18 protein-coding genes are annotated in these 25882 nt (G+C 38.7%); 8 read left to right on the forward strand and 10 right to left on the reverse strand.

Annotated elements, in window-relative coordinates:
• From INQ00_RS07690 to mukF, 4 genes are all read right to left on the reverse strand, one after another.
• Positions 1 to 873, reverse strand: a complete 873-nt coding sequence (locus INQ00_RS07690; RefSeq protein WP_193476045.1) for a DMT family transporter — start codon at positions 871 to 873, stop codon at positions 1 to 3.
• 69 nt (positions 874 to 942) lie between these two features.
• Complete coding sequence (gene mukB / locus INQ00_RS07695) at positions 943 to 5460, reverse strand: chromosome partition protein MukB (protein ID WP_197546703.1); 4518 nt, start codon at positions 5458 to 5460, stop codon at positions 943 to 945.
• Positions 5460 to 6212 (reverse strand): chromosome partition protein MukE, encoded by a 753-nt coding sequence (mukE, locus tag INQ00_RS07700; protein WP_197546704.1) that lies wholly within the window; start codon positions 6210 to 6212, stop codon positions 5460 to 5462. The genes mukB and mukE overlap by 1 nt, the downstream gene beginning before the upstream one ends.
• A gap of 45 nt (positions 6213 to 6257) precedes the next feature.
• Positions 6258 to 7592 (reverse strand): chromosome partition protein MukF, encoded by a 1335-nt coding sequence (mukF, locus tag INQ00_RS07705; RefSeq protein WP_197546705.1) that lies wholly within the window; start codon positions 7590 to 7592, stop codon positions 6258 to 6260.
• Between the two features lie 457 nt (positions 7593 to 8049).
• Between mukF and INQ00_RS07710 the strand changes: the two genes are divergently transcribed.
• From INQ00_RS07710 to INQ00_RS07725, 4 genes are all read left to right on the forward strand, one after another.
• Positions 8050 to 10188, forward strand: a complete 2139-nt coding sequence (locus INQ00_RS07710) for a YadA family autotransporter adhesin (RefSeq protein ID WP_197546706.1) — start codon at positions 8050 to 8052, stop codon at positions 10186 to 10188.
• A gap of 278 nt (positions 10189 to 10466) precedes the next feature.
• Entirely contained in the window at positions 10467 to 11240 is a 774-nt protein-coding gene (gene fnr / locus INQ00_RS07715; protein WP_197546707.1) for a fumarate/nitrate reduction transcriptional regulator Fnr, read from the forward strand.
• Between the two features lie 137 nt (positions 11241 to 11377).
• A complete protein-coding gene (gene uspE / locus INQ00_RS07720; protein WP_197546708.1) occupies positions 11378 to 12301 on the forward strand; it encodes a universal stress protein UspE in 924 nt (307 codons plus the stop codon).
• A gap of 197 nt (positions 12302 to 12498) precedes the next feature.
• Complete coding sequence (locus tag INQ00_RS07725; RefSeq protein ID WP_054419576.1) at positions 12499 to 13332, forward strand: DUF4198 domain-containing protein; 834 nt, start codon at positions 12499 to 12501, stop codon at positions 13330 to 13332.
• A gap of 37 nt (positions 13333 to 13369) precedes the next feature.
• Here the strand turns inward: INQ00_RS07725 and INQ00_RS07730 are convergent, their stop codons facing one another.
• A complete protein-coding gene (locus INQ00_RS07730; protein ID WP_197546709.1) occupies positions 13370 to 13930 on the reverse strand; it encodes an LOG family protein in 561 nt (186 codons plus the stop codon).
• A 1-nt stretch (position 13931) separates the two neighbouring features.
• Positions 13932 to 16538 (reverse strand): type I DNA topoisomerase, encoded by a 2607-nt coding sequence (gene topA, locus INQ00_RS07735; RefSeq protein ID WP_197546710.1) that lies wholly within the window; start codon positions 16536 to 16538, stop codon positions 13932 to 13934.
• Positions 16539 to 16635: 97 nt separating this feature from the next.
• Between topA and INQ00_RS07740 the strand changes: the two genes are divergently transcribed.
• Positions 16636 to 17535, forward strand: coding sequence for a LysR family transcriptional regulator (locus INQ00_RS07740; protein ID WP_197546711.1), 900 nt, complete (start codon positions 16636 to 16638; stop codon positions 17533 to 17535).
• 27 nt (positions 17536 to 17562) lie between these two features.
• Here the strand turns inward: INQ00_RS07740 and rnm are convergent, their stop codons facing one another.
• From rnm to pepN, 4 genes are all read right to left on the reverse strand, one after another.
• Positions 17563 to 18387, reverse strand: coding sequence for an RNase RNM (rnm, locus tag INQ00_RS07745; RefSeq protein ID WP_197546712.1), 825 nt, complete (start codon positions 18385 to 18387; stop codon positions 17563 to 17565).
• Between the two features lie 8 nt (positions 18388 to 18395).
• Positions 18396 to 19016 (reverse strand): Type 1 glutamine amidotransferase-like domain-containing protein, encoded by a 621-nt coding sequence (locus tag INQ00_RS07750; RefSeq protein ID WP_197546713.1) that lies wholly within the window; start codon positions 19014 to 19016, stop codon positions 18396 to 18398.
• Between the two features lie 12 nt (positions 19017 to 19028).
• Positions 19029 to 20048, reverse strand: a complete 1020-nt coding sequence (gene pyrD, locus INQ00_RS07755; protein WP_197546714.1) for a quinone-dependent dihydroorotate dehydrogenase — start codon at positions 20046 to 20048, stop codon at positions 19029 to 19031.
• 68 nt (positions 20049 to 20116) lie between these two features.
• The gene (gene pepN, locus INQ00_RS07760) at positions 20117 to 22726 is read right to left on the reverse strand and encodes an aminopeptidase N (RefSeq protein WP_197546715.1); all 2610 of its coding nucleotides are present in this window, start codon (positions 22724 to 22726) and stop codon (positions 20117 to 20119) included.
• Between the two features lie 161 nt (positions 22727 to 22887).
• Here pepN and purE point away from each other — a divergent pair, with 161 nt between their 5' ends.
• The 3 genes from purE to INQ00_RS07775 all read left to right on the forward strand — a co-directional run bounded on the left by purE (position 22888) and on the right by INQ00_RS07775 (position 25868).
• Positions 22888 to 23382, forward strand: coding sequence for a 5-(carboxyamino)imidazole ribonucleotide mutase (purE, locus tag INQ00_RS07765; protein ID WP_197546716.1), 495 nt, complete (start codon positions 22888 to 22890; stop codon positions 23380 to 23382).
• Between the two features lie 69 nt (positions 23383 to 23451).
• Positions 23452 to 24540 carry a 5-(carboxyamino)imidazole ribonucleotide synthase gene (purK, locus tag INQ00_RS07770; protein ID WP_197547516.1) on the forward strand — a complete coding sequence of 363 codons (1089 nt, stop codon included), beginning with the start codon at positions 23452 to 23454 and terminating at the stop codon, positions 24538 to 24540.
• Between the two features lie 137 nt (positions 24541 to 24677).
• Complete coding sequence (locus tag INQ00_RS07775) at positions 24678 to 25868, forward strand: amino acid aminotransferase (RefSeq protein ID WP_197546717.1); 1191 nt, start codon at positions 24678 to 24680, stop codon at positions 25866 to 25868.
• The last annotated feature ends 14 nt before the right edge of the window (positions 25869 to 25882 follow it).

Below are 25882 nucleotides of genomic sequence, written 5' to 3' on the forward strand. Positions count from 1 at the left end.
TTAAGCCAAAATTTTATCTAAATAATATAAACAGAAAATTGCTGAAAGGCTGACAAGAACACCAAACCAGTTGATTTTGCTGATTTTTTCTTTGAAGAAAAATGCGCCGGTGATGGTGCCTAAACAAATAACACCAATATTCATTCCCGCAAAAACTAAGGTTGGGTTTTGTCCGAAGCTTTGGTGCGCTTTAATGTAAAACAGGATGTTAAAGAAATTCAATACACCTAAAATGATTCCACCAATAAAGCTTGGCACAGTCCATTGAGTGCGTTTTAGGAATAAATACAGGAACATGACACAAGCGGCTAATGAGAAAGCGATGAATAATGTGGTTGGGAATGCTCCCCCGCTTTTGGCCACTTGTTTAAATAAGATATCAATGGTGCCATAGCCAAACCAAACACCGATTAAGCCTAAAATACCTTTAAAAGTGACCGCACTTTGTTCATTCGATTTGTTCAAAATACAGAATAAACCGATGAATGCTAAAATAATGCCAACAATTTTAGGCTGACTTAATGTTTCATGGAAAATAATAAAAGAGGCAACAATCGGTAGAAATAACGATAAGCGTTGTGCTGCATCTGAACGCACGATACCCGCAAATTCAACGGCTTTAGACATAATGATAAATACGGTTGGTAATAAAATACCTAACGCCAGGAAAATAGGAGTGCTATCACTTTGTGCTAGATATTCGGTAAATTCTAATCCCTTGAAATCAGGTTTGAGTAAGAAATAGCTTAATGAAATGGCGACAATATAGTTAAACGCAATTGCTTGTTCGATAATGATATTTTTCTTGCGCGCAACTTTGAGTAACACCGATACCGCGACACTACATAGAATGGCAAAAATAAGGTTGTGCATAATTCGTCCTAAATTCTCATAATAATAACAATGAAAAAAGCGGCCAATTGCGTTGACCGCTTTAAAAAACTACTCTGTTGCGCCAAAGCCACGCAAACCAACCACATGAACTTGTTCTTGGTTGCCGGCGATTTTACGCACCAATTTATAGGTTGTCCCTTTTTCAGGGCTAATGTTTTCCGGTGCTGCGATAAGTAATTGCATATCCAAACGTTCACAAAGTTCGAACAAGGTGGAAATGGATTTACCATCTAAACGTGCAGCTTCATCCAAGAATAGTAAACGACATGGCACGATGTCTTTACCGCGAATACGGCGGCTTTCCTCTTCCCAGCTTTGTACAACCATTAATAGGATTGACATACCCGTACCGATCGCTTCACCTGTTGATAATGCGCCACTTTCAGCACGTAACCAACCATCTGCACCACGGAATACTTCAACTTCTAACTCGAGGTAATTACGGTAATCTAATAATTCTTCACCGATAGTTTGTGCTGTGCGTTGCCCCATATCAATATGCGGGTTAATGCGTTGATAAAGTTTCGCAATGGCTTCAGAGAAGGTAATACGGTTATCACTGAATAAATCTTGATATTCTTCTTGTTTACCTGACAGCGCATCAAGCAACATCGCATGTGTATCGCGAATATTGACCACTAAACGTACCGATTTCACTTGACCGAAGGCAATATTTTGTAGACCTTGGTTTAACATGCGAATACGGTTTTGTTCACGTTGAATGGTTTTACGCATAATATTTGCCACACTTTCAGAACTAATCGCCAATTTTTTCTCACGGCCAGTCAATTCTTCTGTTAAGCGATTAAGCTCAATTTCCATTTGCTCAATTGCATCAATCGGATCATCCGTTTTAATAATATCCTGACGAATACGTTCACGAAGATGTTGATATACAGCAATAAAGAAGCGGACTTTATTTTCTGGTTTGCGGCTGTCTTCAGAAATACGTAATGCATCGCGGAGATATTCATTATCAGCCACAGCTGTACGTAACGCACCTAATGCTTTATCCGACATTGAACGTAACTCATCAGCAGATAAATAAGCCAACTCACGACGATTGAGTCGTTTTTCCACATCAGAATTTCGAGATAAACGCAGAACCACGCACCAGCTAACTTTCGCTGCCACAACTAATTCACGTTGAGTTTTATAATCACGTTCCGCTTTACGAATACGTTTATTTAAGTTCTCCGCTTCGCTTTCAATAAGCGTTAACTGTTTTTCGACATAAGAACGACGTTGACGGATGGTTGAAAGTTGTTGATACAACTCATCACGACGATTTCTTGCACGTTCCTCTGCCCCTTCATCAGCACGCACGCCCAATTCACCAATCTCAGCAATTAATTCTTTCAACAACTGATTTTTACTGTCATAAGAACTTTGCAATTGGATAAATACTTGATTGTATTGTGCAAATTGGCTTTGTTTTTGACGTAATTGTTCACGTTGAGCATCACGTTGTGACTGCAATTGTTCCAAACGTTGACGAAGTTGCTCATTAAGCTCTGATGTTTCTGCTTGCCCAGCATCTTCATAGCTAAAGTGATTTTTACGTTGTACTACATCCGCTAAAGCAAATACACGTTGTTGTACTTGTTTTTGACGTTCAACCGCTTGGGTTAAATCAGCTTTTAAGCGCTCATAGTTTTCTGGATCACTTTGTAAGGTATTGGCTATCGGCTCTAATTGTGACAACGCAACGCCATATTGACGAATAAAGCTTTCATATTGCTCAGCAATGTCTAATTGTTCACGGCATTCTTCAATGCGATCAAGTAATTCTTCATCAGCAAGCAAGTTAAGCTGTGGCATTAACTTATTCAACAATTGCATTTTTTCTTTGGCATTATCCAATTTAATGCGAATTTGTTGTTCGGTGCTTGAGAATTGATTAAGCTCACGATCAATTTCATTGCGTTCTTGATTGATTTCCGCCATCACCTCTTCTGGGTTTGGTTGGAACGCAAGGGCTAAATGTAAGCCAACAAATTGACTAAAGTGTTCGTGTAAACGTTGACATTTTTGTACATCAAAGGCGATTTGTGCATATTCTTCCGCAATTTCATCACGTTTAGCTTGTAATTCTTCTAAATGTTTTTCACGTGCAGCACGACCGAATAATGGAATTTGCGGGAATTTTGAATAACGTAATTCACGATCAGACACTTGCACCACAACGCCCATTTCAAGCTCTTGGGCTGAAAGTACGCTGTCATCAAAGGCATTTGGGTCACCTTCGATTAAATATAAATCATCCGGACAGTCTTCTAAATTAGCTAATTGTTCGCGTATCGTGTTGAGATCACGCACAACAATAGCATGACGAGCTGGACCATAAAGTGCTGAGAAATAAGGTGCATCTTCAATTGGAACATCATCATACAATTCAGAAAGCAATACACCACCAAAGCGTTCTGCAAGCACATTCAAGCGAGCATCTTCTGAACCATCTGGTTGGCTTAAACGAGAAATTTGCTCATCTAATTGTTGACGCTGTTTCTCTAAACTGTCACGTTGAATAGTCAGCTCACGTTCTTTCACCAATTGTGATTGCATAAAATGCATCACATCTTGACTATGCTCGAAGGTTTCACCACTTTGCTCTTGTAGGCGTTCTAAAGCGGCTTGAGCAGTTAACCATGCCGGTGCTTTACGGGCATTTTCTTCGTAAAGTGTGGTCAAACTTTCACGTTTTTGACGCAAGGTTGAACGGTTTTCTACTTGCTCTGAAAGTTCTTCATTCAAGCTTTCAATGAGTTCTTCTTGTTCAGCGTGGTATGCTTCGAGTTCATCAGCGGTTTCTAAAGATAAATCAGCTCGTTGATTAAAATCAGCCAATAATTTAACCGCACTTTGTTGTTGAGCATAGCGCTGTTCTAACTCATGTAATTTCGCGCGTAATTGTGGGGTTTGTTGCGCCTGAATTTTTTGTGTTGGATATTCACGCAATAATTCTTTAGCGCTTTCCCAAGCACTTGAACGCGGCATATCACCAGCAATTTTGCACACCAACTGATAGGCTTTATCAAATTGTGATTTAGCCGCTTCAGAAATAGACATTTTATGTTCTAACTCAAGCACTTGCTCGGTAAGGCTTTCAGCATGGGCAGCAAATTCAGCTTGGTAATCTTCCGCATTTTTCACGCTTAAATCCGCTAAACCACATAAGGTTTTTGCTTTTTCAAGCGCGGCAATCGCTTGTTGATATTGCAATGCACGAGTTTGTTGTGCATCTAATGCTTGTTGATAATCCGCAAGTTGCGCACGCACTTGGTCAATTTCAAGTTCCGTTTGCTCAAATTGTGCTTGGCTTTCTTCAAGCTGTTCGGTTGCGGTTTCCACAACCATTTTTTGTTCTTCTAATTTTTCTGTAAGCTCAGCCACATCTTCTTGATAGCGCGATACTTTTTCTTGATGACGTAACGCATTTAATACCAAGTTCAAGTGGTCTGCCGCACTTTGGTGATCTACTTCTAAAGTACGTTCATTTTCTGCCAATTCTGCAGCTTCACGGCTTAAGTCAATTAAGCGATGTTGTGATAATTCTTGCTCAGCTTTTGCTTTATACCAATCACGACGGAAACCTAAAGCCGCTTCGATATTGCCACGACGTTCATTGGCATTACGCATATAATCTGATGCCACATAATTAGTGGTTTCAGTGATTAAATGTTTGAATAAATCACGGTCAGATTGGGTAACTTTAATTGCTTCAAGGGTCATACGGTTTTCACGTAATGCACTTTCCATATCTTGGAATGCTTTACGCACACCAAGGTTTTCCGGTAATAAGTAATCACGTAAAGAACGGGTAATAGCGCTGGAAATACCACCGTATAAAGACGCTTCGATTAATTTATAGAATTTGCTACGGTCTGAAGCACTACGTAAGCGTTTTGGAATAATACCCAAATCAAACATCATACCGTGATAATCGGTGATTGAATGATATTGTTTAAATTGCGCACCAAGATTTTCAATTTTGTCTTTTAATTCATTTAAATTGAGTACGCGTGCTTGACGTTCACCGACTGTTTCGGTGAAAAGTGCGGTCGGATTTAAGGATAATTCTACACCTTGAATCGAGAAGGTTTTTAAATCCACTTTCTTATCACGACCCGCAATTTGTTGCAGACGCACCCCCACGAGAATTCGTTGGTGACGAGAGTTGATGGTATCCAATACTGCGTAACAAACGCCCGGACGTAATTTACCGTGTAACCCTTTATCACGAGAGCCGCCTGTCGAGCCGGCTTCTGTGGTATTACGGAAATGCAACAAGGTTAAGTCTGGAATCAACGCTGTCACAAAACCCGCCATAGTTGTGGATTTACCGGCACCGTTACCACCCGAAAGTGTAGTCACCAATTCATCCAAATCAAAGGTACGGGCAAAGAAACCATTCCAGTTAATTAAGGTGAGTGAACGGAATTTTCCGCGTTCTACCCCATTATGTTGGTTTAATACAGGAGCAATAAACTCTTCTTCAACCTGTTCGGTTGATTGCTCAGGTTCGTCTTGATAGATTTCGTTTTCAAGTTCTAATACATCAGACATTATTCTTGTTCTCCTGCATCATCAAATTCTTCATCAATTTCGACCGCACTTTCTTCATCATCAAGGTCATCAGCATTGCTTGCCGCTTTTGCTTGTTTTTCTAATTCGAGAGATTGCGGTGTTGCCGCTTCCCCATCACGAATTAAGCGAGTTTGCGCTTCTAACGGATCATCACCGGAACGCACTTCAGCCCCAAAACGGAAAACTGATTCTGAAATAGTAAATTTACCGCTATGCTGTTCGCCCACAGTATGAATCATGCCTAAACGGCGTAAACGACCGATCGCCGCACGTACTTTTTCAGATAATTTTTGCTTATCTAAATCTGAACCGCTGGAACGTTGATTAACGGCTTTCAATAATTTGCCTTCGTCCGCCAAGTTGAGTAATTCATCATAGACTTCTTGTGTACTGAAGATACCTTGCTGTGCTAAACGTTCTGGGCTTAAATATAAATAGCAAAGTACCTTCCCTACTAACATCTCTAATTCAGAAAGCACTGAACGAGCGATTAACGTCGTCGCTTTTGGACGTAAATAGAAAAAGCCTTCCGGTGCACGAATTAATTCCACGTTGTAACGGCGATAAAAGCCATCCAACTCATTTTGGAAATCCATCAAAAAAGCATGATTATCTAATTGATCTGTGCTGATATGGCGACCTGAACGCAACAAGCTGTCCACTGCCGGGAAAATAGGATTAGCAATGGCATTTGCCAATTTCGGGGAAATTACATCTTGAATATCTGTCATGGTTAATTTCTCATTTTATGAATTCGTTTTGGGTAAGCCACGAAATTAATATTTATCAATCACATGCGCCTGCACTTCTGCGCCGTAATCGTTAATTTCCTGCCATTGCGGATAGAGACCGGCTAAATCATCATTTGCCATACCTAAACGCACTGCTTGATCCACAATAATACGTGCCACATCAAAATGACGAGAAAGTGGATAAGCTTCTAATTGTTCTTTTAAGACCAAACTTAAATCAATTGGACGATTATTTTCACGGTATTGAATGAGTAAGTCTTGCATATGCTCTACGATTTGATCATGCAAATCAGCTAAAGACTCATATTGCAATTCTTCTGGTAATTCACCCAATGCATCATCTTCACGCAATACCATTTCTTCATCTCGCAGATCGACCAAACGTTCTGCTTGAGCTGTCCACAAGAACCAAGGATGATCGAAATAACTGTGGATAGAATTACGCAAACGTTGTGAGAATACGCGATTTTTATCCATATCAATGGCGGTACGGATAAATTTATGCACGTGACGGTCATAACCAATCCATAAATCGATGGCTTGTTGTCCCCAGCTAATAATACGGTCAAGTTTGGATTGTAAATCGGTAATTAATTGTTCAATAAAATACAGCTCATCGTGACCAATTACACAATCTTGAATACGTAATAATTGAGCCTGTAACTTATCACCTGCCGCATTTAAGGTATCTTGTAACTCACGTAAATTGCCTGAGGTTTCATCTAATAAACGTTCACAGCTAGAAATTGCCGCCTGCCAATCTTTGGTAAGTAAATTGGCAATTTCTTCTTTAATGCTTTGTTGATTTTCATCCATCACGCGTTGTGATAAATCGATACTATCGAAAATCTCTGCTACTGAATATTTTAACGGAGCAAAAACATTCCTGCGCCAAAAGTGCTCATTCTCCCCTTTTGCTGTAGCTTCTTCTGCTGCATCAGATGCACGCTGAATTTCATCAGCCACAATAGAAAGCTGTACAGAAAGACGCAATGCAGAAAATTCACGCTGACGAATATAATAATCTGATACGCCAACACCCAGTGGGGTGAGACGATAAATGGAAAGCCCTTCCGTAAATTCACTGCTGAAACGGTTAAGAAAACGCTGCTTCACCAATTCATTAATAGCATTATTGGCACGAGTGGCAATCGCGTCCGTTGATTGGTCAAAGGCATTGGCTGTATGGCGGAAAATATCCACTAAATCGGCTTCTAGCATCTCGCCATCTAAACGTTCATTGTTATAAATGGCAATAGCCAATAAAAACACTAAGCGCTCTGTTGGCAGATTTAACGAAAATTCCCGCTCTTTCGCCCATGAAACGAGTTCAGGAATGGTTTGTGAGGTTTCGATCATTCGGTTACAAAAGCTTAAAATTGAACAAAAAATTTCTGAGATTATACAGGATTTTTTCTCAATCTTGAAAATCTTCTTGCAAATTGACCGCTCTTTTTAAATTTAAAATATCCTTAACTTAAATAAGGAAATATATTTTCGTATTTCAACCTTAGAAATGAGCGATATTTAAATAATACTTACAACTCTTTACAACTCTTTACAATTCTTTACAAAATAAACATGCTATTTACTTTTCTATACAAAAAAACCTATCTATAATCTTGTGTAGGTACGCAATCGTTTACTGAATAGATAAAAATAAGATTTTCAATATCTGAAAAATAAGAGATTAAAAATCATACAGTTAATCCATTCTTCAATGCGTCCTATATAGTATTTATGTATATTTACACTGCTCTAATGAAATTCTTTTATCACATTTATGTAATTAAAGAAGAAACTCAAGCGAGGACATATGAAAAATTTTAAATTTAATGCTATCACGGCATTAATTATTGGGGTGAATGTTGCTATAGCGAATGCTGCTGATGGAAATATTCTGAATATCACGACACAAGATGCTGTTAATGCAAACAAGACAATAGAAGCAACTAACGTTAAAGGTCCTGGACATACGGCTATTGGTCAGCAAAACCAAATCTATTCTATTCCTGCTGCTGAAGCTGAAGAAAGCCAAGGTTCAAGTTCTGCCATCGGTAATCAAAATGTGGTAAAAGGTGAACAAGCCAATGCGATTGGTGATGGGAATGATGCATATGGTCATTTTACCCAAAGTGTTGGTGATGATAACAAAGTTTATGCCGATCATTCTCTTGGATTTGGTGCTCACAATAAAGTTGGTGCTCAACGTGTAACAGGTACACCAGAAAAAGATGTTGTTGTAGATAAAAACACAAGTAAAGCAAGTGTATTTGGTTTAAACAACGTCGTTTTAGGAAAAGAAGTTCTAGCTCTAGGTAATAACAATAATGTAAATGGTGAAAACTCTACAGCTATTGGTACTCAATCTACTGCAGATGGCCTTAATGCACTTGCAATTGGTGTAGGAGCTAAAGCTCATGTAACCAACCCAGCCGCAGCAAATTCTAATAAACCTGCAAATTTGATTGCAATTGGTACGAATGCTAAATCTGAAGCAGCGGAAACAGTTGCTATTGGTGAATCAGCAAAAGCACTTAAAGCTAATGCAAATGCATTTGGATCAAAATCATTAGCTGGCGGTGAAAGTTCTCTAGCTGTTGGTTCTGGTGCACAAGCAAAAGAAGATTCATCAGTCGCAATTGGTAATGATTCCAATGCCACTGCTAAATCTTCAGTCGCAGTCGGAGAATCTACAAATGCAACCGCTGTTTTTGCTACTGCTGTAGGTGATAGTTCAACTGCTACAGGTGTTCGTAGCGTTGCAATCAGCGTAAATTCTAAAGCTAAAGCAGAGGATTCTATTGCGATTGGTGCGAATACAAGTTCTGAAATTAGAGGTGTTTCTATTGGCGCTGGTGCCTCTGCACATTATCAAGGTATTTCTGTTGGTTATGAAAGTAAGGCGTCAGGTATTGGTTCAATTGCAACTGGAGTTGGCTCAACTGCGGCGGGATTATCTGCTATTGCAACAGGTTCAAATGCAACTTCGTCAGGTATAGCATCAATAGCTGTTGGTGACAAATCGAAAGCAACTGCAGGTTATGCTGTTGCAATTGGTGATAAAGCAAGTGCAACTCACGGCTCAAGTGTGGCGTTAGGTAATGCTTCAGAAACAAAACTGGCAGCTGCAGTAAATGACGCTACTATAAATGGTATTTCTTATAATGGCTTTGCTGGAACAGATGCGACTGGGACAGTCTCCGTTGGTTCAGTAGGCAATGAACAATTTACTCGTCAAATTGTTAATGTTGGTGCGGGTGAAATCTCCAAAACATCTACTGACGCAATCAATGGTTCACAACTTTATATGGTCGCCGAGCAAGTTGGTGAAAATAAAAAACGTATCGAGAACATACGAGTTCGCGCAGGTGATGTAAAAGTAAAAGCTGGTGATAACATCGATGTAGAAGAAACTCACGATGATGCTAACCAAGTAAAAACCTATACTGTTAGTACCAAAAAAGACATCAAAGCAAATTCTTATACCATTAATAATTCCAATATCAAAATTGATCAAAACGGAATTAATGCAGGTAACAAAAAAGTTATCAGCGTTGCAAATGGTGAAAATGATAACGATGCGGTTAATGTTTCACAATTAAATAAAGTGAAAACTGATGTGGCTAACAATACTAAAAATATTGCTACAAACACTCAAAACATCGCTAACAATACTAAAGCAATTAATACTTTAAATAAGAAAGTTCATGATGTTGACCGTAAATCTCGCGCAGGTATTGCTGGCGTTGCAGCAATTGCCTCAGCTCCATCTGCTCGTAAAGATGGTAAGAGCATGGTATCAACTGGGGTTGCTCACCACCGTGGTGAAAGCGCGATTGCAATCAAAGCGTCTCGTAACTCTGACAATGGTCATTGGTCATCAAACGTAAATGGTGCAGCAGATACTCGTGGTCAATGGACTGTAGGTGCTGGTGTAGGTTACGAATGGTAATCCGATTTAAATCTAAAAACAAAGAGCCACAAATTTGTGGCTCTTTTTATCTTATCAAAACAATCAAAAATTTGACCGCACTTATTACAATAGATATCGCCAAACGAATGCACTGACTAAAATAATCAGCATGATAATAATTTGTATTAAACGTTTTTTGGTTAATTTTTCTGCAGCCATATTGATTTGCTCTTTGATAACTTCTGAAATTGACTATTTAGTGGTAGAATAATTGCGTTAGATCAATTTTACACTATATTTATCGATTTGAGGAATAAATGAAGAATTTCGTTTCAGAAACCAAATCAGGACGCAGAGTTCAATCAGGTGGTTGTGCAATCCATTGTCAAGATTGCAGTATTAGCCAACTTTGTATCCCTTTCACATTGAACGAACATGAGCTCGATCAGCTTGATAATATCATCGAGCGTAAAAAACCTATCCAAAAATCTCAAGTCCTTTTTAAAGCCGGTGATACACTGAATTCCATTTATGCGATTCGTTCTGGAACCATTAAAACTTATACCATTAGCGAAGCCGGTGAAGAACAAATTACCTCTTTCCACTTACCTGGTGATTTAGTGGGCTTTGATGCAATCACAAATATGCAACATCCAAGTTTTGCACAGGCTTTGGAAACCGCCATGGTATGTGAAATTCCATTTGATATCTTAGATGACTTATCTGGAAAAATGCCTAAACTTCGTCAGCAAATTATGCGTTTAATGAGTAGTGAAATCAAAAGCGATCAAGAAATGATTTTATTACTGTCTAAAATGAATGCTGAAGAACGTTTAGCGGCATTTATCCATAATCTATCAAAACGTTATTCTGCTCGTGGTTTCTCAGCGAAAGAATTCCGCTTAACTATGACCCGTAGTGATATCGGTAACTATCTTGGTTTAACTGTTGAAACCATCAGTCGTTTACTTGGTCGTTTCCAAAAATTGGATGTACTCTCTGTTCAAGGTAAATACATTACTATTAATGATATTAATGCATTGATTGATTTAACCGGTGTACATAAAACCAAAATCCAATTAGCAGAATAAATTAAAAGCGTGAGTTTTCACGCTTTTTTAACATTTGAAACAAAAAAACTTGCACGAGATCACTTTTTTGATAATCGGTTCTTGTCATCGTTTAAAATCTTTTCTATCCTATTGATATCTCATATCTTGGAGGTTTTATGAAATTTAATAATATTCTTGTTGTACTCAATCCTGATAACGAAAAACAATATGCTCTAGCTCGTGCCGTTCGTCTTGTTAAAGAACAGCAAAATGAAACAAAGGTAAAAATCACCACCCTTTTGAGTGTTTATGACTTATCGTATGAGATGTCAGCCCTTCTTTCTTCTGAAGAACGCAGCGAAATGCATAAAACAGCCGTTGAACAACAACGTCAAGCTGTACAATTTTATTTAGATAAATATGCAGATCCAGAAATTGAATTTGAATCACACATTGTATGGAGTAGCAATGAAGCGGATGCAATTCGTGAAGAAGTTGAAAAAAATCAATATGATCTCGTTGTAAAATACACCAAAGATGAAGAAAGCTTCACTTCATTGATTTTCACACCTGTAGATTGGCAATTATTACGTAAATGTCCAATTCCAGTATTAATGGTGCGTGATGGTGACTGGAAACACCAACGCCGTATTTTAGTCGCCGTGAATGTATCGGGTGAACAGGAATATCAAGATGAATTCAACCAAGAGTTAGTTTCAACAGGAATGAGCTTAGCGGAAAACTTAAACCGTGGTAACGTACATTTAGTAGCCGCCTACCCTGTTGCGCCAATTAATATGGCGATTGATTTACCTGAATTTAATACTTCAGGTTATGAAAATGGCATTCGTGGCCAACACCTTATCAATATGAAAGCCTTACGTCAAAAATTTGGTATTGATGAAGATCATACCCATGTACGCGAAGGTTTCCCTGAAGAGGTGATTCCTGAAGTGGCGAAAGAAATTGAAGCTGAATTAGTGATTTTAGGCACAGTGGGAAGAACGGGTTTATCTGCAGCGTTACTAGGTAATACAGCTGAACATGTAATTAGTAAATTAAGTTGCAATTTATTAGCCATTAAACCATCTAAAAAATAAGCCTATTTAGCTTTTTATTTAAAATAAGTGCGGTCAGAAAAACAATCGTTTTATTGACCGCACTTTTTTGTTAAAAAAATGTGAAGTTCCTCACAAAATCAACTTTTTCTATTCGTCTCATTATTTCTTTTTCGTTATACTCGTCCGCCCTATCGAAGACTTTCTATAAATTGATTTATTATTAAAAAGGAAAGACCATGAAAAAAACATTAATTGCAGCACTACTTGGCTTCTCTGCGCTTGCGCAAGCACATGAAGTTTGGGTTGCAACACCAGCACAACTGGCTTCTAATAGCGTTTTAAAAGCTGATTTAGCTTATGGTGACTACCCCTACGTTGAAAAAATTCCTGAAAAACGTCTCGCGATTTTTCCACCGATGGAACTCATCAATCAAGATGGTGAAATGCAAACATTAGTACAAAAAGGTGAAAACTACCAATATCAATCAGAAAAACCGTTAAAAGACGGTTCATATTGGGTAACAGCTACTTATAAACCAACTTTCTGGTCACAAAATAATGAAGGTTGGAAAATGGATAACTTACAAGGCACACCAAATGCATTCTATTGCGAACAAACTCAAATGTTTGGTAAAGCCTTTACTGTAGTGGGCAAAAAACCATTAAATGCAGATATGGCAATGACACGCCTCGGCTTACCACTTGAAATCGTGCCACTTAAAGATCCAAAAACAATTAAAGCGGGCGAAGCTTTCCCTGTTCAGATTTTCTATAAAGACCAACCGCTTGCAGGCGAAACGATTATCGCAACCTCTGATACATTTGTTGTAAAAGATATGGAAGCGGCAACATCTCACCGTGAGCCGCAAGCCTTTTCTGGTAAAACAGACAAAGAAGGTAAAGTTAACTTTATTCCATTAATTGAAGGCGTTTGGAAACTTAAAGTGATTCATAAAGAACCATTTGAAGATCAAAAAGTTTGTCAACATTCAGCGAATTATGCGACGTTAATTCTCCCTGTTGGTAAAGCTAGAGCTAAACTCCCACCAAAACCAGAACATCATCATTAATCATAAAAAAAGTGCGGTCAAATTTAACCGCACTTTTTTAATATATTCTTAACGCTGGAGGTTGGTAATGTTCAATAAAGGTTTCGATTTCTTGAAGATTATTTGAGAATAAAATCTTCTCAAAATCACCTTGAGTAAAGAAGCCTTCTTTCACCATATGGCTAAAAAAGGACTTTAGTGAATCAAAATACCCCTTTTCATTAAACAGAATACAAGGATTATTATTTTTTCCAATTCGCGCCCAAGAAATCACTTCAGCAATTTCTTCTAAAGTGCCAGGTCCGCCAGGCAAAGCAATATAAGCATCGCCAAGCTCAATCATTTTATTTTTTCGCTCAGACATGCTTTCAACAATCACGGTCTTGGTCAAATTAGGATGTGCAACTTCTCTGTCTTGTAAAAATTGAGGAATAATGCCAATTACCTTGCCTTGATGAGCAAGTACAGTATCTGCAACCACGCCCATTAATCCCAATTTTCCGCCACCATAGACTAAAGTATGTTGACCATCAGCAATCCATTTTCCTAATTTTTTTGCGGCAGCCTGATAGGCAGAATCATTACCTAAACTGGCACCGCAATAAACCGTGATGTTCATCCTACTTTTTCCGTTCTACCCATTTTCCATCAATATAATCCACAATCCATTTTGTGGCTTTGCCATTCTTTTCAGATGTCACATATTGATGTTTTTCTTTACGGCTAAAGCGGATAATGGCTTCATTACCCTCAGGGTCTTTTTGTGGCGCATCGGCTAAATAACGTAATTTTTCTGGTAAACGATCACGATAAAGCGCTAATTCAGCCACTTTTGCCGGTCGAGTTTCACGTGATTTCGGGAAGTTATGTGCTGACATAAACACGCCACTTGCACCGTCACGTAATACAAAATACGCATCAGATTTTTCACATTTCAATTCAGGGAAATGAACCGGCTCTTCTTTTGGTGGTGCAACTTCGCCGTTTTTCAAAATCTTACGGGTGTTATCACAGTTGGTACAGCCCATATATTTACCAAAACGACCGAGTTTTAAATGCATATCTGAACCGCATTTATCACATTCTACAATCGGACCATCATAGCCTTTAATTTTGAATTGACCTTGTTCAACCAAATAACCATCACAATTTGGATTATTACCACAAATATGTAATTTACGACGTGGGTCAATGATATAGCTATCCATCGCGGTACCGCATTTCGGACAACGTTTACGATCCATTAAGGCTTTGGTCTCAGAAGCCTCATCTAGCACATTTAATAATTCAGCTTCTGGAATAAGATTAATCGTCGTTTTACAACGCTCTTTTGGTGGTAATGCATAACCTGAACAACCAAGGAAGACACCTGTACTTGCTGTGCGAATCGCCATTTTGCGGCCACAAGTTGGGCAATCAATATCGGTGAGCACAAGGCTATTCGGCTTCATTCCACCTTCTAACTCATCTAATTCAGCCGTAGAAAGTTGGGTAGAAAAATCTTTGAAGAATTGATTTAACTCAGCCTTCCAATTTTTCTCACCGGACGCAATTTGGTCTAGTACGTTTTCCATATTGGCAGTGAAATCGTAGCTCATCAAATCAGTAAAAGATTGATTTAAGCGATCAGTAACGATTTCGCCCATTTTCTCGGCATAGAAACGGCGATTTTCAATGCGTACATAACCACGCTCTTGAATAGTCGAAATAATTGCCGCATAAGTCGAAGGACGACCAATACCACGTTTCTCCAATTCTTTAACCAATGCTGCTTCAGTAAAACGAGCGGGCGGTTTGGTGAAGTGTTGGCTTGGTGAAACTGTTTTTAGTGCTAATGTTTCGTTCAAACTCACAGCCGGTAAAATTTGGTCTTCTGGGTTTTTACCTAATTGTGGCAAGACTTTTGTCCAACCATCAAAACGTAAAATACGACCTTTGGCTTTCAACTCATAATCGCCAGCCATTACAGTGACTGTTGTACTGTCATATTGTGCAGCCGGCATTTGACAAGCCACAAATTGACGCCAGATTAAATCATACAAGCGCACAGCATCTTTATCCATGCCACTTAAATGATCCGCAAGCAGTTTGACATCAGAAGGACGAATGGCTTCGTGTGCTTCTTGTGCATTTTCTTTACTGGAATAGAAATTCGGTTTAGCTGGCAAATAATCTTTGCCGAAATGGCTTTCGATATAAGAGCGTGCCATATTTAATGCATCTTGGCTCAAGTTGGTAGAGTCAGTACGCATGTAAGTAATGTAACCAGCTTCATATAAACGTTGTGCCAACATCATGGTTTTCTTCACCCCAAAACCTAAACGCGTGCTTGCAGTTTGTTGTAAGGTTGAAGTAATAAATGGGGCTCTTGGTTTAGAACCTGTTGGTTTTGTTTCTAAATCTGTGACAACGTAATGTGATTTATTTAAGAAATCGACCGCACTTTGTGCTTCTTTTTCATTTTTTGGCTCAAATTTCTTGCCTTTATATTGCACCACATCCAAACGCAAGTCTTCTTTCTTGCTCGTTTGGGTTAGCGCTTCAATTTCCCAAAACTCTTCCGGTTGGAATGCTTTGATTTCACGTTCACGCTCTACCACCAATTTCACGGCAACAGATTGCACACGTCCAGCTGATAGACCTCGCGCCACTTTCTTCCATAATAATGGCGACACCATAAAGCCTACCACGCGGTCTAAGAAACGACGAGTTTGCTGAGCATTAACCTGGTCCATATTAATGTGAGCAGGATGCTGGAACGCTTTTTCAATCGCTTTCTTAGTAATCTCATTAAATACAACGCGGCTAAAACGACTATCATCGCCACCAATGACTTCACGTAAATGCCACGCGATAGCCTCTCCTTCTCTATCCAAGTCGGTTGCGAGATAAATATGATCAGATTTTTTAGCAAGGGATTTTAATTCAGCTACTACTTTTTCTTTGCCAGGTAGAATTTGGTAATTGGCTTTCCAATCATGATAAGGGTCAATTCCCATACGTTTCACTAAGGCCGCACGGTCTTTTTCTGCTTTAATTTTGTTTTTTTCTTCCGCACTTAATCCTTTAGTGGAAACGGGTTTAGCCTTCTCGCCTGTGCTACTCCCTGCAGTAGGCAAATCACAAATATGCCCTACGCTGGATTTCACCACATACTGGCTACCTAAATATTTATTGATGGTTTTCGCTTTGGCTGGCGACTCCACAATCACTAAAGATTTGCTCATTTGCTTACCTAAAATATAACTAGAATTCTGTAAAATTGGCGATATACTGCAAACTTACGCCGATAAAATCAAGCTTTTTTTCAAAAAGGATTTATAAATGGACAAACTGAATGCAATTTCGGTTTTCTGCAAAGTGATCGAAACGCAAAGTTTTACACAAGCCGCAAACCAACAGAATATTTCTGTGGCAATGGCGAGTAAATTAGTTTCACAATTAGAAGAACATTTAAAAACACGATTATTACAACGTACAACACGAAAAATTGTACCTACTGAAGCTGGTATGCTTTATTACCAACGTTGCCAAGCCATTCTATTAGATTTAAGCGAAGCTGACTCTAGTATTAGTAATATGGCAACGAGCTTGCAAGGTAATTTATTAATCTCTGTACCACGTGATTTTGGCTTACTTTATATTTCACCTAACTTGCCTAAATTTATTGAGCTTCATCCCAATTTACACGTAGAAATTGAATTTGAAGACAAGCGTGTTGATCTCGTTGCGGAAGGCTATGACTTAGCATTACGTATCGGTTATATGCAAGACAGCTCACTTGTTGCGCGTAAAATTAGCAGCTCCCCTATGCATTTTGTTGCTTCGCCAAGTTATTTAGAGTCGCGAGGCACACCACTTACACCTGACGATTTAGAATATCACCAAGGTTTACTTTATAAATCATCGTTAAATCAAGCACATTGGCAATCAACAAAAGCCAATCAAATTCAACGTTATAAAATTCAATCTAAAGTGGTTTCTAATAATGGTATGGCATTGTTAGAAATGACAAAAGCAGGCTTGGGCATCAGCAATTTACCTGGTTTCTTTGTAAAAGATGCGCTTGCTTCAGGTGAGTTAGTTGAAATTTTGTCTGAATATAGACAAAAACCTTTAGATATTTATGTGGTTTACCCAAATCGTCGTCATTTACCCGCTAAAGTTCGCGCATTTATTGAATTTCTAGCGAGTCTCGGCTTGTGTGAGAACAGTCAAATATAAAAACAAGGGCGGATTGACCGCCCTTTATTATTCAAATAATGTCCAAATCGGTTTTACCTCTTCAGGTAAAAATAAATTTTTTCCTAATTCAATCCATCCACAAGGAAAATGAAAGTCTGAACCTAATGAGGCAGCTAAGTCATATTCATTAGCTAAACGCGCAAGATATTGACGCTGATCTTTGGTCTGTCCACTATCTGCGACCTCCATACCATCACCGCCCCATTGTTTAAAATCAACAATTAATCGACGAATCCATTTTCCTGTCATGTTATAACGCATAGGATGAGCAATGACGGCAACGCCACCTGCAGCATGAATCGTCTCAATCGCCGTTGGAATATCCACCCATTCAGCCTTGACAAAACACGATTTCCCACCGCCTAGATAACGCTTAAAGGCTTGCCCATCATTTGAAACCTTGCCGATTTGTACCAAATAACGCGCATAATGCGCACGAGTTACTTCCCCGTTTGCTAATGCTTTTGCGCCTTCATAGGCATTTTGAACACCTGCTTTTTCTAATTTGTGGCCAATTTCGACCGCTCTTTTTTCTCTCAGTGATTTTTGTTCAGCTAAAAGTGCGGTCATTTTAGGATGTGTTTTATCAAAATTTAATCCAACAATATGGATACCACGACCTTCCCAATTCGTTGAAATTTCCACGCCATTAATTAGTTCAATACCTAATTTATCTGCTTCAATTTTGGCTTCATCAATGCCCATCACGGTGTCGTGATCACATAAAGCAAGCACATTGACACCTTGTTCATGAGCTCGTTGCACAAGCTCTGTAGGTGTTAAAACACCATCTGAAGCCGTACTATGGCAATGTAAATCATATTTGATCATCGGCTTTCCTATAAATTAGTTTGAATAGTGTAATTATCTTCATCAACAATTACAGCTTGGCTATTTGTTAAAGGGAGTAAATTCAATTTGGATTGATAGATCTGAACAGTTTTCTGTGAACTCTCTTCAAAAGGAAACTCACCATAATGTGGAACAATTGCAAAATCGACTAAATTTAAAGCTGAATAATTGGTCAAATCGATAGCTATATTTTTGTCATCCATAACTTGATTATACTCGATGTCGCTGGCGGTAATAATAGCACCGGCAGATTCACCAAGGTAAAGCATACCTTCATCAATTCGTTTTTTTATATGTGGTAATAAGTGCTTTCTTTTCAACTCTTGTAATAGATAAAACGTATTACCACCAGAAATGTAAAGGCTCGGCGTATAATTTAATTTATCCTTAATAACCTCTTCTGTTTCTTGGGCTATATCCAAAACATCGACTTCAAAACCTAATTTATGAAAAATATTTTTTGCCTCATCAATGTATTCAACATAGCTTTCTACATTACCTGCAGTAGGTATAAACAGCACTTTATGCAATAAAAAATGCTGTTTTAAAAATCGTTTGAAAAGATTTTCTACGGCTGCAAAATAAGAGGCTAGAAATAATGTTTTCATATTATTTCTCTCTTACTTAATCGCCTGAACCAAGCCTTTAACTAAGCTTGGGCCGTGGTAAATCAAGCCCGAATAAACTTGTAACAAGTCTGCCCCAGCTTCAATCTTCTCTTGTGCGTTTTGTACACCGTCAATACCACCACTCCCAATAATCGGAATTTGTCCTTTCAGCTCTTGATGCAATCTTCGAATAATTTCTGTACTTTTTTGCTGTAACGGTTTTCCACTTAAGCCGCCTTGTTGTTCCGCATTTTTCAAACCTGTGACGTTGTCGCGTGAAATCGTTGTATTAGTGGCAATTACCCCATCCATTTGATGACGAAGTAACGTATCAGCAATTTGAACGAGCTCAGTCTCGGATAAATCAGGTGCAATTTTTACTGCAATCGGCACATATTTATTATATTGCTCAGCTAATACTTTTTGGCGCTGTTTTACACTTTGCAGTAAATCATCAAAATAATCACCATACTGCAATTGGCGCAAATCTGGAGTGTTCGGTGATGAAATATTTACCGTAATATAATCTGCATAGTTATAGGCTTTATTTAAGCAAAATAAGTAATCATCTTTCCCCTTTTCAAGTGGCGTGACTTTATTTTTGCCAATATTAATCCCAATTACACCATCAAATTTTGCTTTTTTAACATTCTCGACCACGTAATCAATGCCATAATTATTGAATCCATTACGGTTAATAATCCCTTCCGCTTCCACTAAACGGAATTGACGAGGTTTAGCATTTCCCTCTTGTGCCAAAGGCGTAACCGTACCGACTTCAATAAAACCAAATCCCATCGCACCAAAGCCATCAATAGCCTCAGCATTTTTATCTGCGCCCGCTGCTAATCCAATAGGATTTTTAAATGTAATGCCCATTACTTGCTTAGGCGAACCTTGTGGACAAGCCAAAAGCTGCTTTAATAAAAATTGGCAAGGTGATTTACCCGCTAAATGCAATGATTTAATCACTAAATCATGAGCGGTTTCAGGATCAAGGGAAAAGATGGCTTTACGGATCAAAGAATACATACTCGTTTATCTCTCAGGATAGTTCACTGTAAATGGAAAGTGCGGTCAAAATTAACCGCACTTTTTGTTTATTGCAATGCTTTTTCAATCTTCTCGAATAAATCTTTCGAGAGTTCTTCAACGGCACTTAATCGCTCCAAGGCGCGTTTCATTAACGTTTGACGTTGTGCATCAAAACGTGAGAAACGAATTAATGGTTCAATTAAACGCGCTGCTACTTGCGGATTTGTTTCATTTAAACGAATTAAGACATCCGTTAAGAAACGATAGCCTGAACCACTGATATGATGGAATGCTTTTAAGTTGTGATTTGCAAAGCTACCCACTAATGAACGTAAACGGTTTGGATTGTTGAAGTTAAAGCTTGGGTGATCCATTAATACTTGTACAATTTCCAATACGTTTTCATCTGGGCGAGTTGCTTGTAAAGCAAACCATTTATCCATGACCAAGCCATCATGTTGCCATTTTTGTTCAAAATCCGCTAACAAAGTATCACGGCAAGGTAACGCCGCTTTGGTTGCCATAGTTAATGCGGCCAACGTATCTGTCATATTATTGGCATTATTGTAATGTTTTTGCACCACATTATTGCCTAAATTGGTGTAAGCCAAATAACTTAAACAAAGATTACGCATTGCTCGTAAAGCAATATCTTCTTGCGTCACTCGATAATCTTCAAGACGAATATGGGTGTAAATACGCAATAAATCTTCTTTCAAGTATTCTGCGATTTGTACCAACATAAATTCTCTTGCGGCTGCAATGCCATCTGGATCAATCGTTTTAAAACTTTCTGCAAACTCAATGTCTTTTGGCAAGGTTAGAATTAATGTCGCTAATTCAATATCTTGTTCATAATTTTCCAATACATGCGCAAGTGCGGTCAAAACATCAGGTGAAATTTCAAAGGCTTCACCTTGTTGGAAATGCGCCACATTACGACGTAATTCTTGAGTAAACAGCATTTGTGCGGCATCCCAACGAGCAAATTGGTTATCAGCGAATTTAAGCAAACCTAATAACTGCTCTGTGGTGTAATCATAATCCAGTTTAACCGGTGCAGAGAAATCACATAATAACGCAGGAATTGGGCGACCATAAATGCCATGGAATTCAAAGACTTGATCTTTTTCTGTCACATTTAACACATCGCTTAGCAACTCACCGTTATGCTGTAACATTTGTTTCGTGCCTTTGGCATCATAAAGCGCAATTTTCAATGGAATATGTAAGTTTACTTTTTCCATTTGGTCCGCTGTTGGTGGCGTAGATTGCGAAACCGTTAAACGATAAGTATGAGTTTGTTCATCATAGGCATCGCTAATCAATAATTCTGGTGTACCTGATTGACTATACCAACGACGGAATTGTGCTAAATCAACGTCATTTGCACGTTCCATTGCAGAAACAAAATCTTCACAGGTTGCCGCTTTACCATCGTTTTCAGCAATATAAAGTTGCATCCCTTTTTGGAAACCTTGTTCACCTAATAAAGTGTGCAACATACGAATTACTTCTGCCCCTTTTTCATATACGGTCACGGTATAGAAGTTATTCATTTCAATGACTTTTTCAGGGCGAATTGGGTGTGACATTGGGCTTGCATCTTCAGCAAATTGCACCGTACGTAAGAATTTCACGTTATTAATACGATTGACTGCTCGAGAACCTGTGTCAGATGAAAACTCTTGATCACGGAAAACCGTTAAACCTTCTTTCAAACTTAATTGGAACCAATCACGGCAAGTTACACGGTTTCCTGTCCAGTTATGGAAATATTCGTGTGCAATCACGCTTTCAATGGCGAGGTAATCATCATCAGTTGCTGTTTGTGGATTTGCCAACACAAATTTAGAGTTAAAGATATTCAACCCTTTATTTTCCATGGCGCCCATATTGAAGAAATCCACAGCAACAATCATGTAAATATCTAAGTCGTATTCTAAATTGAAACGGTCTTCATCCCATTTCATAGATTTTTTCAGGCTTTCCATTGCCCACGAAGCGCGATCAAGATTGCCACGGTCAACATAAAGCTCTAAGGCTACTTCACGACCACTTTTTGTCGTAAAGGTATCTTGTAATAAATCAAAATCACCCGCCACTAAAGCGAATAAATAGCTTGGTTTCGGGAATGGGTCATTCCACTCAACCCAATGACGACCATCCTCTAATTCTCCACTTGCAATGCGGTTACCATTAGAAAGTAAGTAAGGATATTTAGTCTTATCGGCGGTAATTTTGGTTGTATAGCGAGCTAATACATCTGGGCGATCAAGCATATAAGTAATTTGACGGAAACCTTCTGCTTCACATTGTGTACAAATGCCCTCACCAGATTGATAAAGCCCTTGTAAAGAGGTGTTTTGTGCAGGCTCTAAATTCGTTACAATTTCAAGTTCAAAATTGACCGCACTTTGATTGGTTAAATCTAACGTTAAACTTTCATGGTCTTGATGATAATGTTTGAAATCTTCGCCATTGAATTTAATGGAGGCAAATTGGAAGCCATGACCATCTAATCGTAGATGGGTTGCTTCATCATTTAAACGTTGGAAGGTTGTTTTTGCTGTGACAACGGTATGCTTAGGATCTAATTGAAAATCAAGGAAAATATCCGTAACCGTAAAATCAGGTTGTTTGTAATCTTTTCTATATTTCGCTTTAGCTAACATAATCTGCTCTATTTCTAAGAAAAAAACTCGTATTAGGATAAGATTTTATGACAAAACTTGCAATGGAATTTTCAGCTTTTACCACATAGCAAACGTTTGCTTAAAAGTGGGCAAATATGCTATTCTACGCATCGTTTTTTATCAGATAAATTTTTTAAAATATGTCAAATACTGCACAAATTGCTATTGTTATGGGCTCAAAAAGCGATTGGGCAACCATGCAAGAAGCCACTCAAATTTTAGATGAACTCAATGTGGCATATCATGTTGAAGTCGTTTCCGCACATCGAACCCCCGACAAACTGTTTGAATTTGCCGAAAATGCACAAAAGAATGGTTACAAAGTGATTATTGCGGGTGCGGGTGGCGCTGCTCATTTACCCGGTATGATTGCAGCCAAAACGCTTGTGCCCGTATTGGGTGTCCCTGTTAAAAGCTCTATGTTAAGCGGTGTTGATAGTCTCTATTCTATCGTGCAAATGCCTAAAGGTATTCCTGTCGGTACGTTAGCGATTGGCCCTGCTGGTGCAGCGAATGCGGGATTACTCGCCGCACAAATTCTTGCAGGTTGGGATGAGGCGTTATTCGCTCGCCTACAAATATTCCGCGAAAATCAAACCAATATGGTATTGGATAATCCTGATCCTCGTACATAAAACACCTTTAAATTTGACCGCACTTTTCAAAGTGCGGTTGTTTTTTAGCTAGATTTAATGAGAAATTTTATGCAAAACTCTACCCTATATCCTACTGTTTATGTGCTTGGTAATGGTCAACTCGGCAGAATGTTACGTTACGCAGGCGCACCTTTAGATATTCACGTTCAACCGCTTGAGTTTAATGCCCCCATATTTGATTTACCTAAAGATGCCATCATCACCGCAGAAATTGAACGTTGGGAAAAGACACCGTTAACTGAATTATTAGGCCATCATAAGAATTTCGTTAATCAAAATGTTTTTGGCTTATTGGCTGATCGTTTTACCCAAAAATCTTTACTGGATGAACTCAATCTCTCTACCTCGCCATGGTGTTTATTAAAAAATAAAACTCAATGGTCTGAAGTATTTAAAAACGTAGGTGAAAAAGTCGTAGTGAAACGTCGCACCGGTGGTTATGACGGTCGAGGTCAATGGATTATCACTGAAAATAATCAACGTGATATTACGGACGATTTATTAGGTGAAGTTATCGCAGAAAAATTTATTCCTTTTGATTATGAAGTCTCTATTGTAGGCGCAAGATTTAAAAATGGTGAAAAACGTTTCTATCCAGTGACGCATAACCTACAGCAAAATGGCATTTTACGTTACAGTGTGACAGATATTTCATTCCCTCAACAACAAAGCCAACAAACTCAGGCTGAATCTATGCTTGGAAAAATCATGGACAAGCTTGAATATGTGGGAGTAATGGCGATGGAATGCTTTGTGGTGGGGAATAAATTATTAATTAATGAGCTTGCCCCTCGTGTGCATAACAGTGGGCATTGGACACAATTAGGTTGTGCTATTAGTCAATTTGAATTGCATCTACGTGCTTTACTAGATTTACCCACTCCATCGTTACAACCCATTGCACCAAGTGTCATGGTCAACTTGATTGGTACAGAACATAATTCACAATGGTTGAACACGCCTTTCTCTCAGTTACATTGGTATGGTAAGGAAGTTCGTCCTGGTCGGAAATTAGGTCATATCAATATTACGCATCCAGACAAAACGATCATTATTCAACAGCTTGAAAAACTTGGTCACGAGCTCCCAGAGGACTATCAATCAGGTTTAAATTGGGCGATTGAGAAATTAAAATAATCAAAAAACAACCGCACTTTTTGATGAATATCTAAAAACATCAAAGTGCGGTTGATTTTTATTAGGTTCTTCTTGATAAAATCCATTGACTGAAGTATAAAATTACTCATCTCACAACACATACATAAGGAAAAGCTATGTTTGAACATATCAAAGCAGCTCCGGCCGATCCTATCTTAGGCTTAGGCGAAGCATTCAAATCTGAAACGCGTGAAAATAAAATCAATTTAGGTATTGGCGTTTATAAAGATGCACAAGGTACAACACCGATTATGCGTGCGGTGAAAGAAGCGGAAAAACGCTTATTTGATCACGAAAAAACGAAAAACTACCTGACTATCGATGGTATTGCCGATTATAACGAACGCACAAAAGAGCTCCTTTTCGGTAAAGATTCTGATGTCATTAAAGCAAATCGAGCAAGAACGGTACAAAGTTTAGGTGGCACAGGTGCACTACGCATTGCGGCGGAATTTATCAAACGTCAAACCAAAGCACAAAATGTATGGATTAGTACACCTACATGGCCAAACCACAATGCAATTTTCAATGCGGTGGGCATGACGATTCGTGAATATCGTTATTATGATGCTGAACGCAAAGCCCTTGACTGGGAACATTTACTTGAAGATTTAAGCCAAGCAAGCGAAGGCGATGTCGTGCTTTTACACGGTTGCTGCCACAACCCAACTGGTATTGACCCAACTCCTGAACAATGGCAAGAGTTAGCTGCGCTTTCAGCGAAAAACGGCTGGTTACCACTCTTTGACTTTGCTTATCAAGGTTTAGCCAATGGCTTAGATCAAGATGCTTACGGTTTACGTGCTTTTGCGGCAAATCATAAAGAATTATTAGTGGCAAGTTCATTCTCTAAAAACTTTGGTTTATACAATGAGCGCGTAGGTGCCTTTACCCTTGTGGCTGAAAATGCAGAAATTGCTTCAACTGCATTAACACAGGTGAAATCAATTATTCGTACCCTCTACTCTAACCCAGCATCTCACGGTGGAGCGACCGTAGCAACGGTGTTAAATGATGCACAACTTCGTCAAGAGTGGGAAAATGAATTGACTGAAATGCGTGAACGCATCAAAAAAATGCGTCATTTATTCGTTCAGTTATTAAAAGAATACGGTGCAGAACAAGATTTCAGCTTTATCATGGAACAAAACGGTATGTTCTCTTTCAGCGGCTTATCACCTGAGCAAGTTGATCGCTTAAAAGAAGAATTTGCGATTTATGCTGTTCGTTCTGGCCGAATCAATGTAGCAGGTATCACTGAAGACAATATTCGTTATTTGTGTGAAAGTATTGTGAAAGTGCTTTAATCAATAAAAGCAAA

The sequence above is a fragment of the Haemophilus parainfluenzae genome, from assembly GCF_014931275.1.
In the GTDB taxonomy this organism is placed as follows: domain Bacteria; phylum Pseudomonadota; class Gammaproteobacteria; order Enterobacterales; family Pasteurellaceae; genus Haemophilus_D.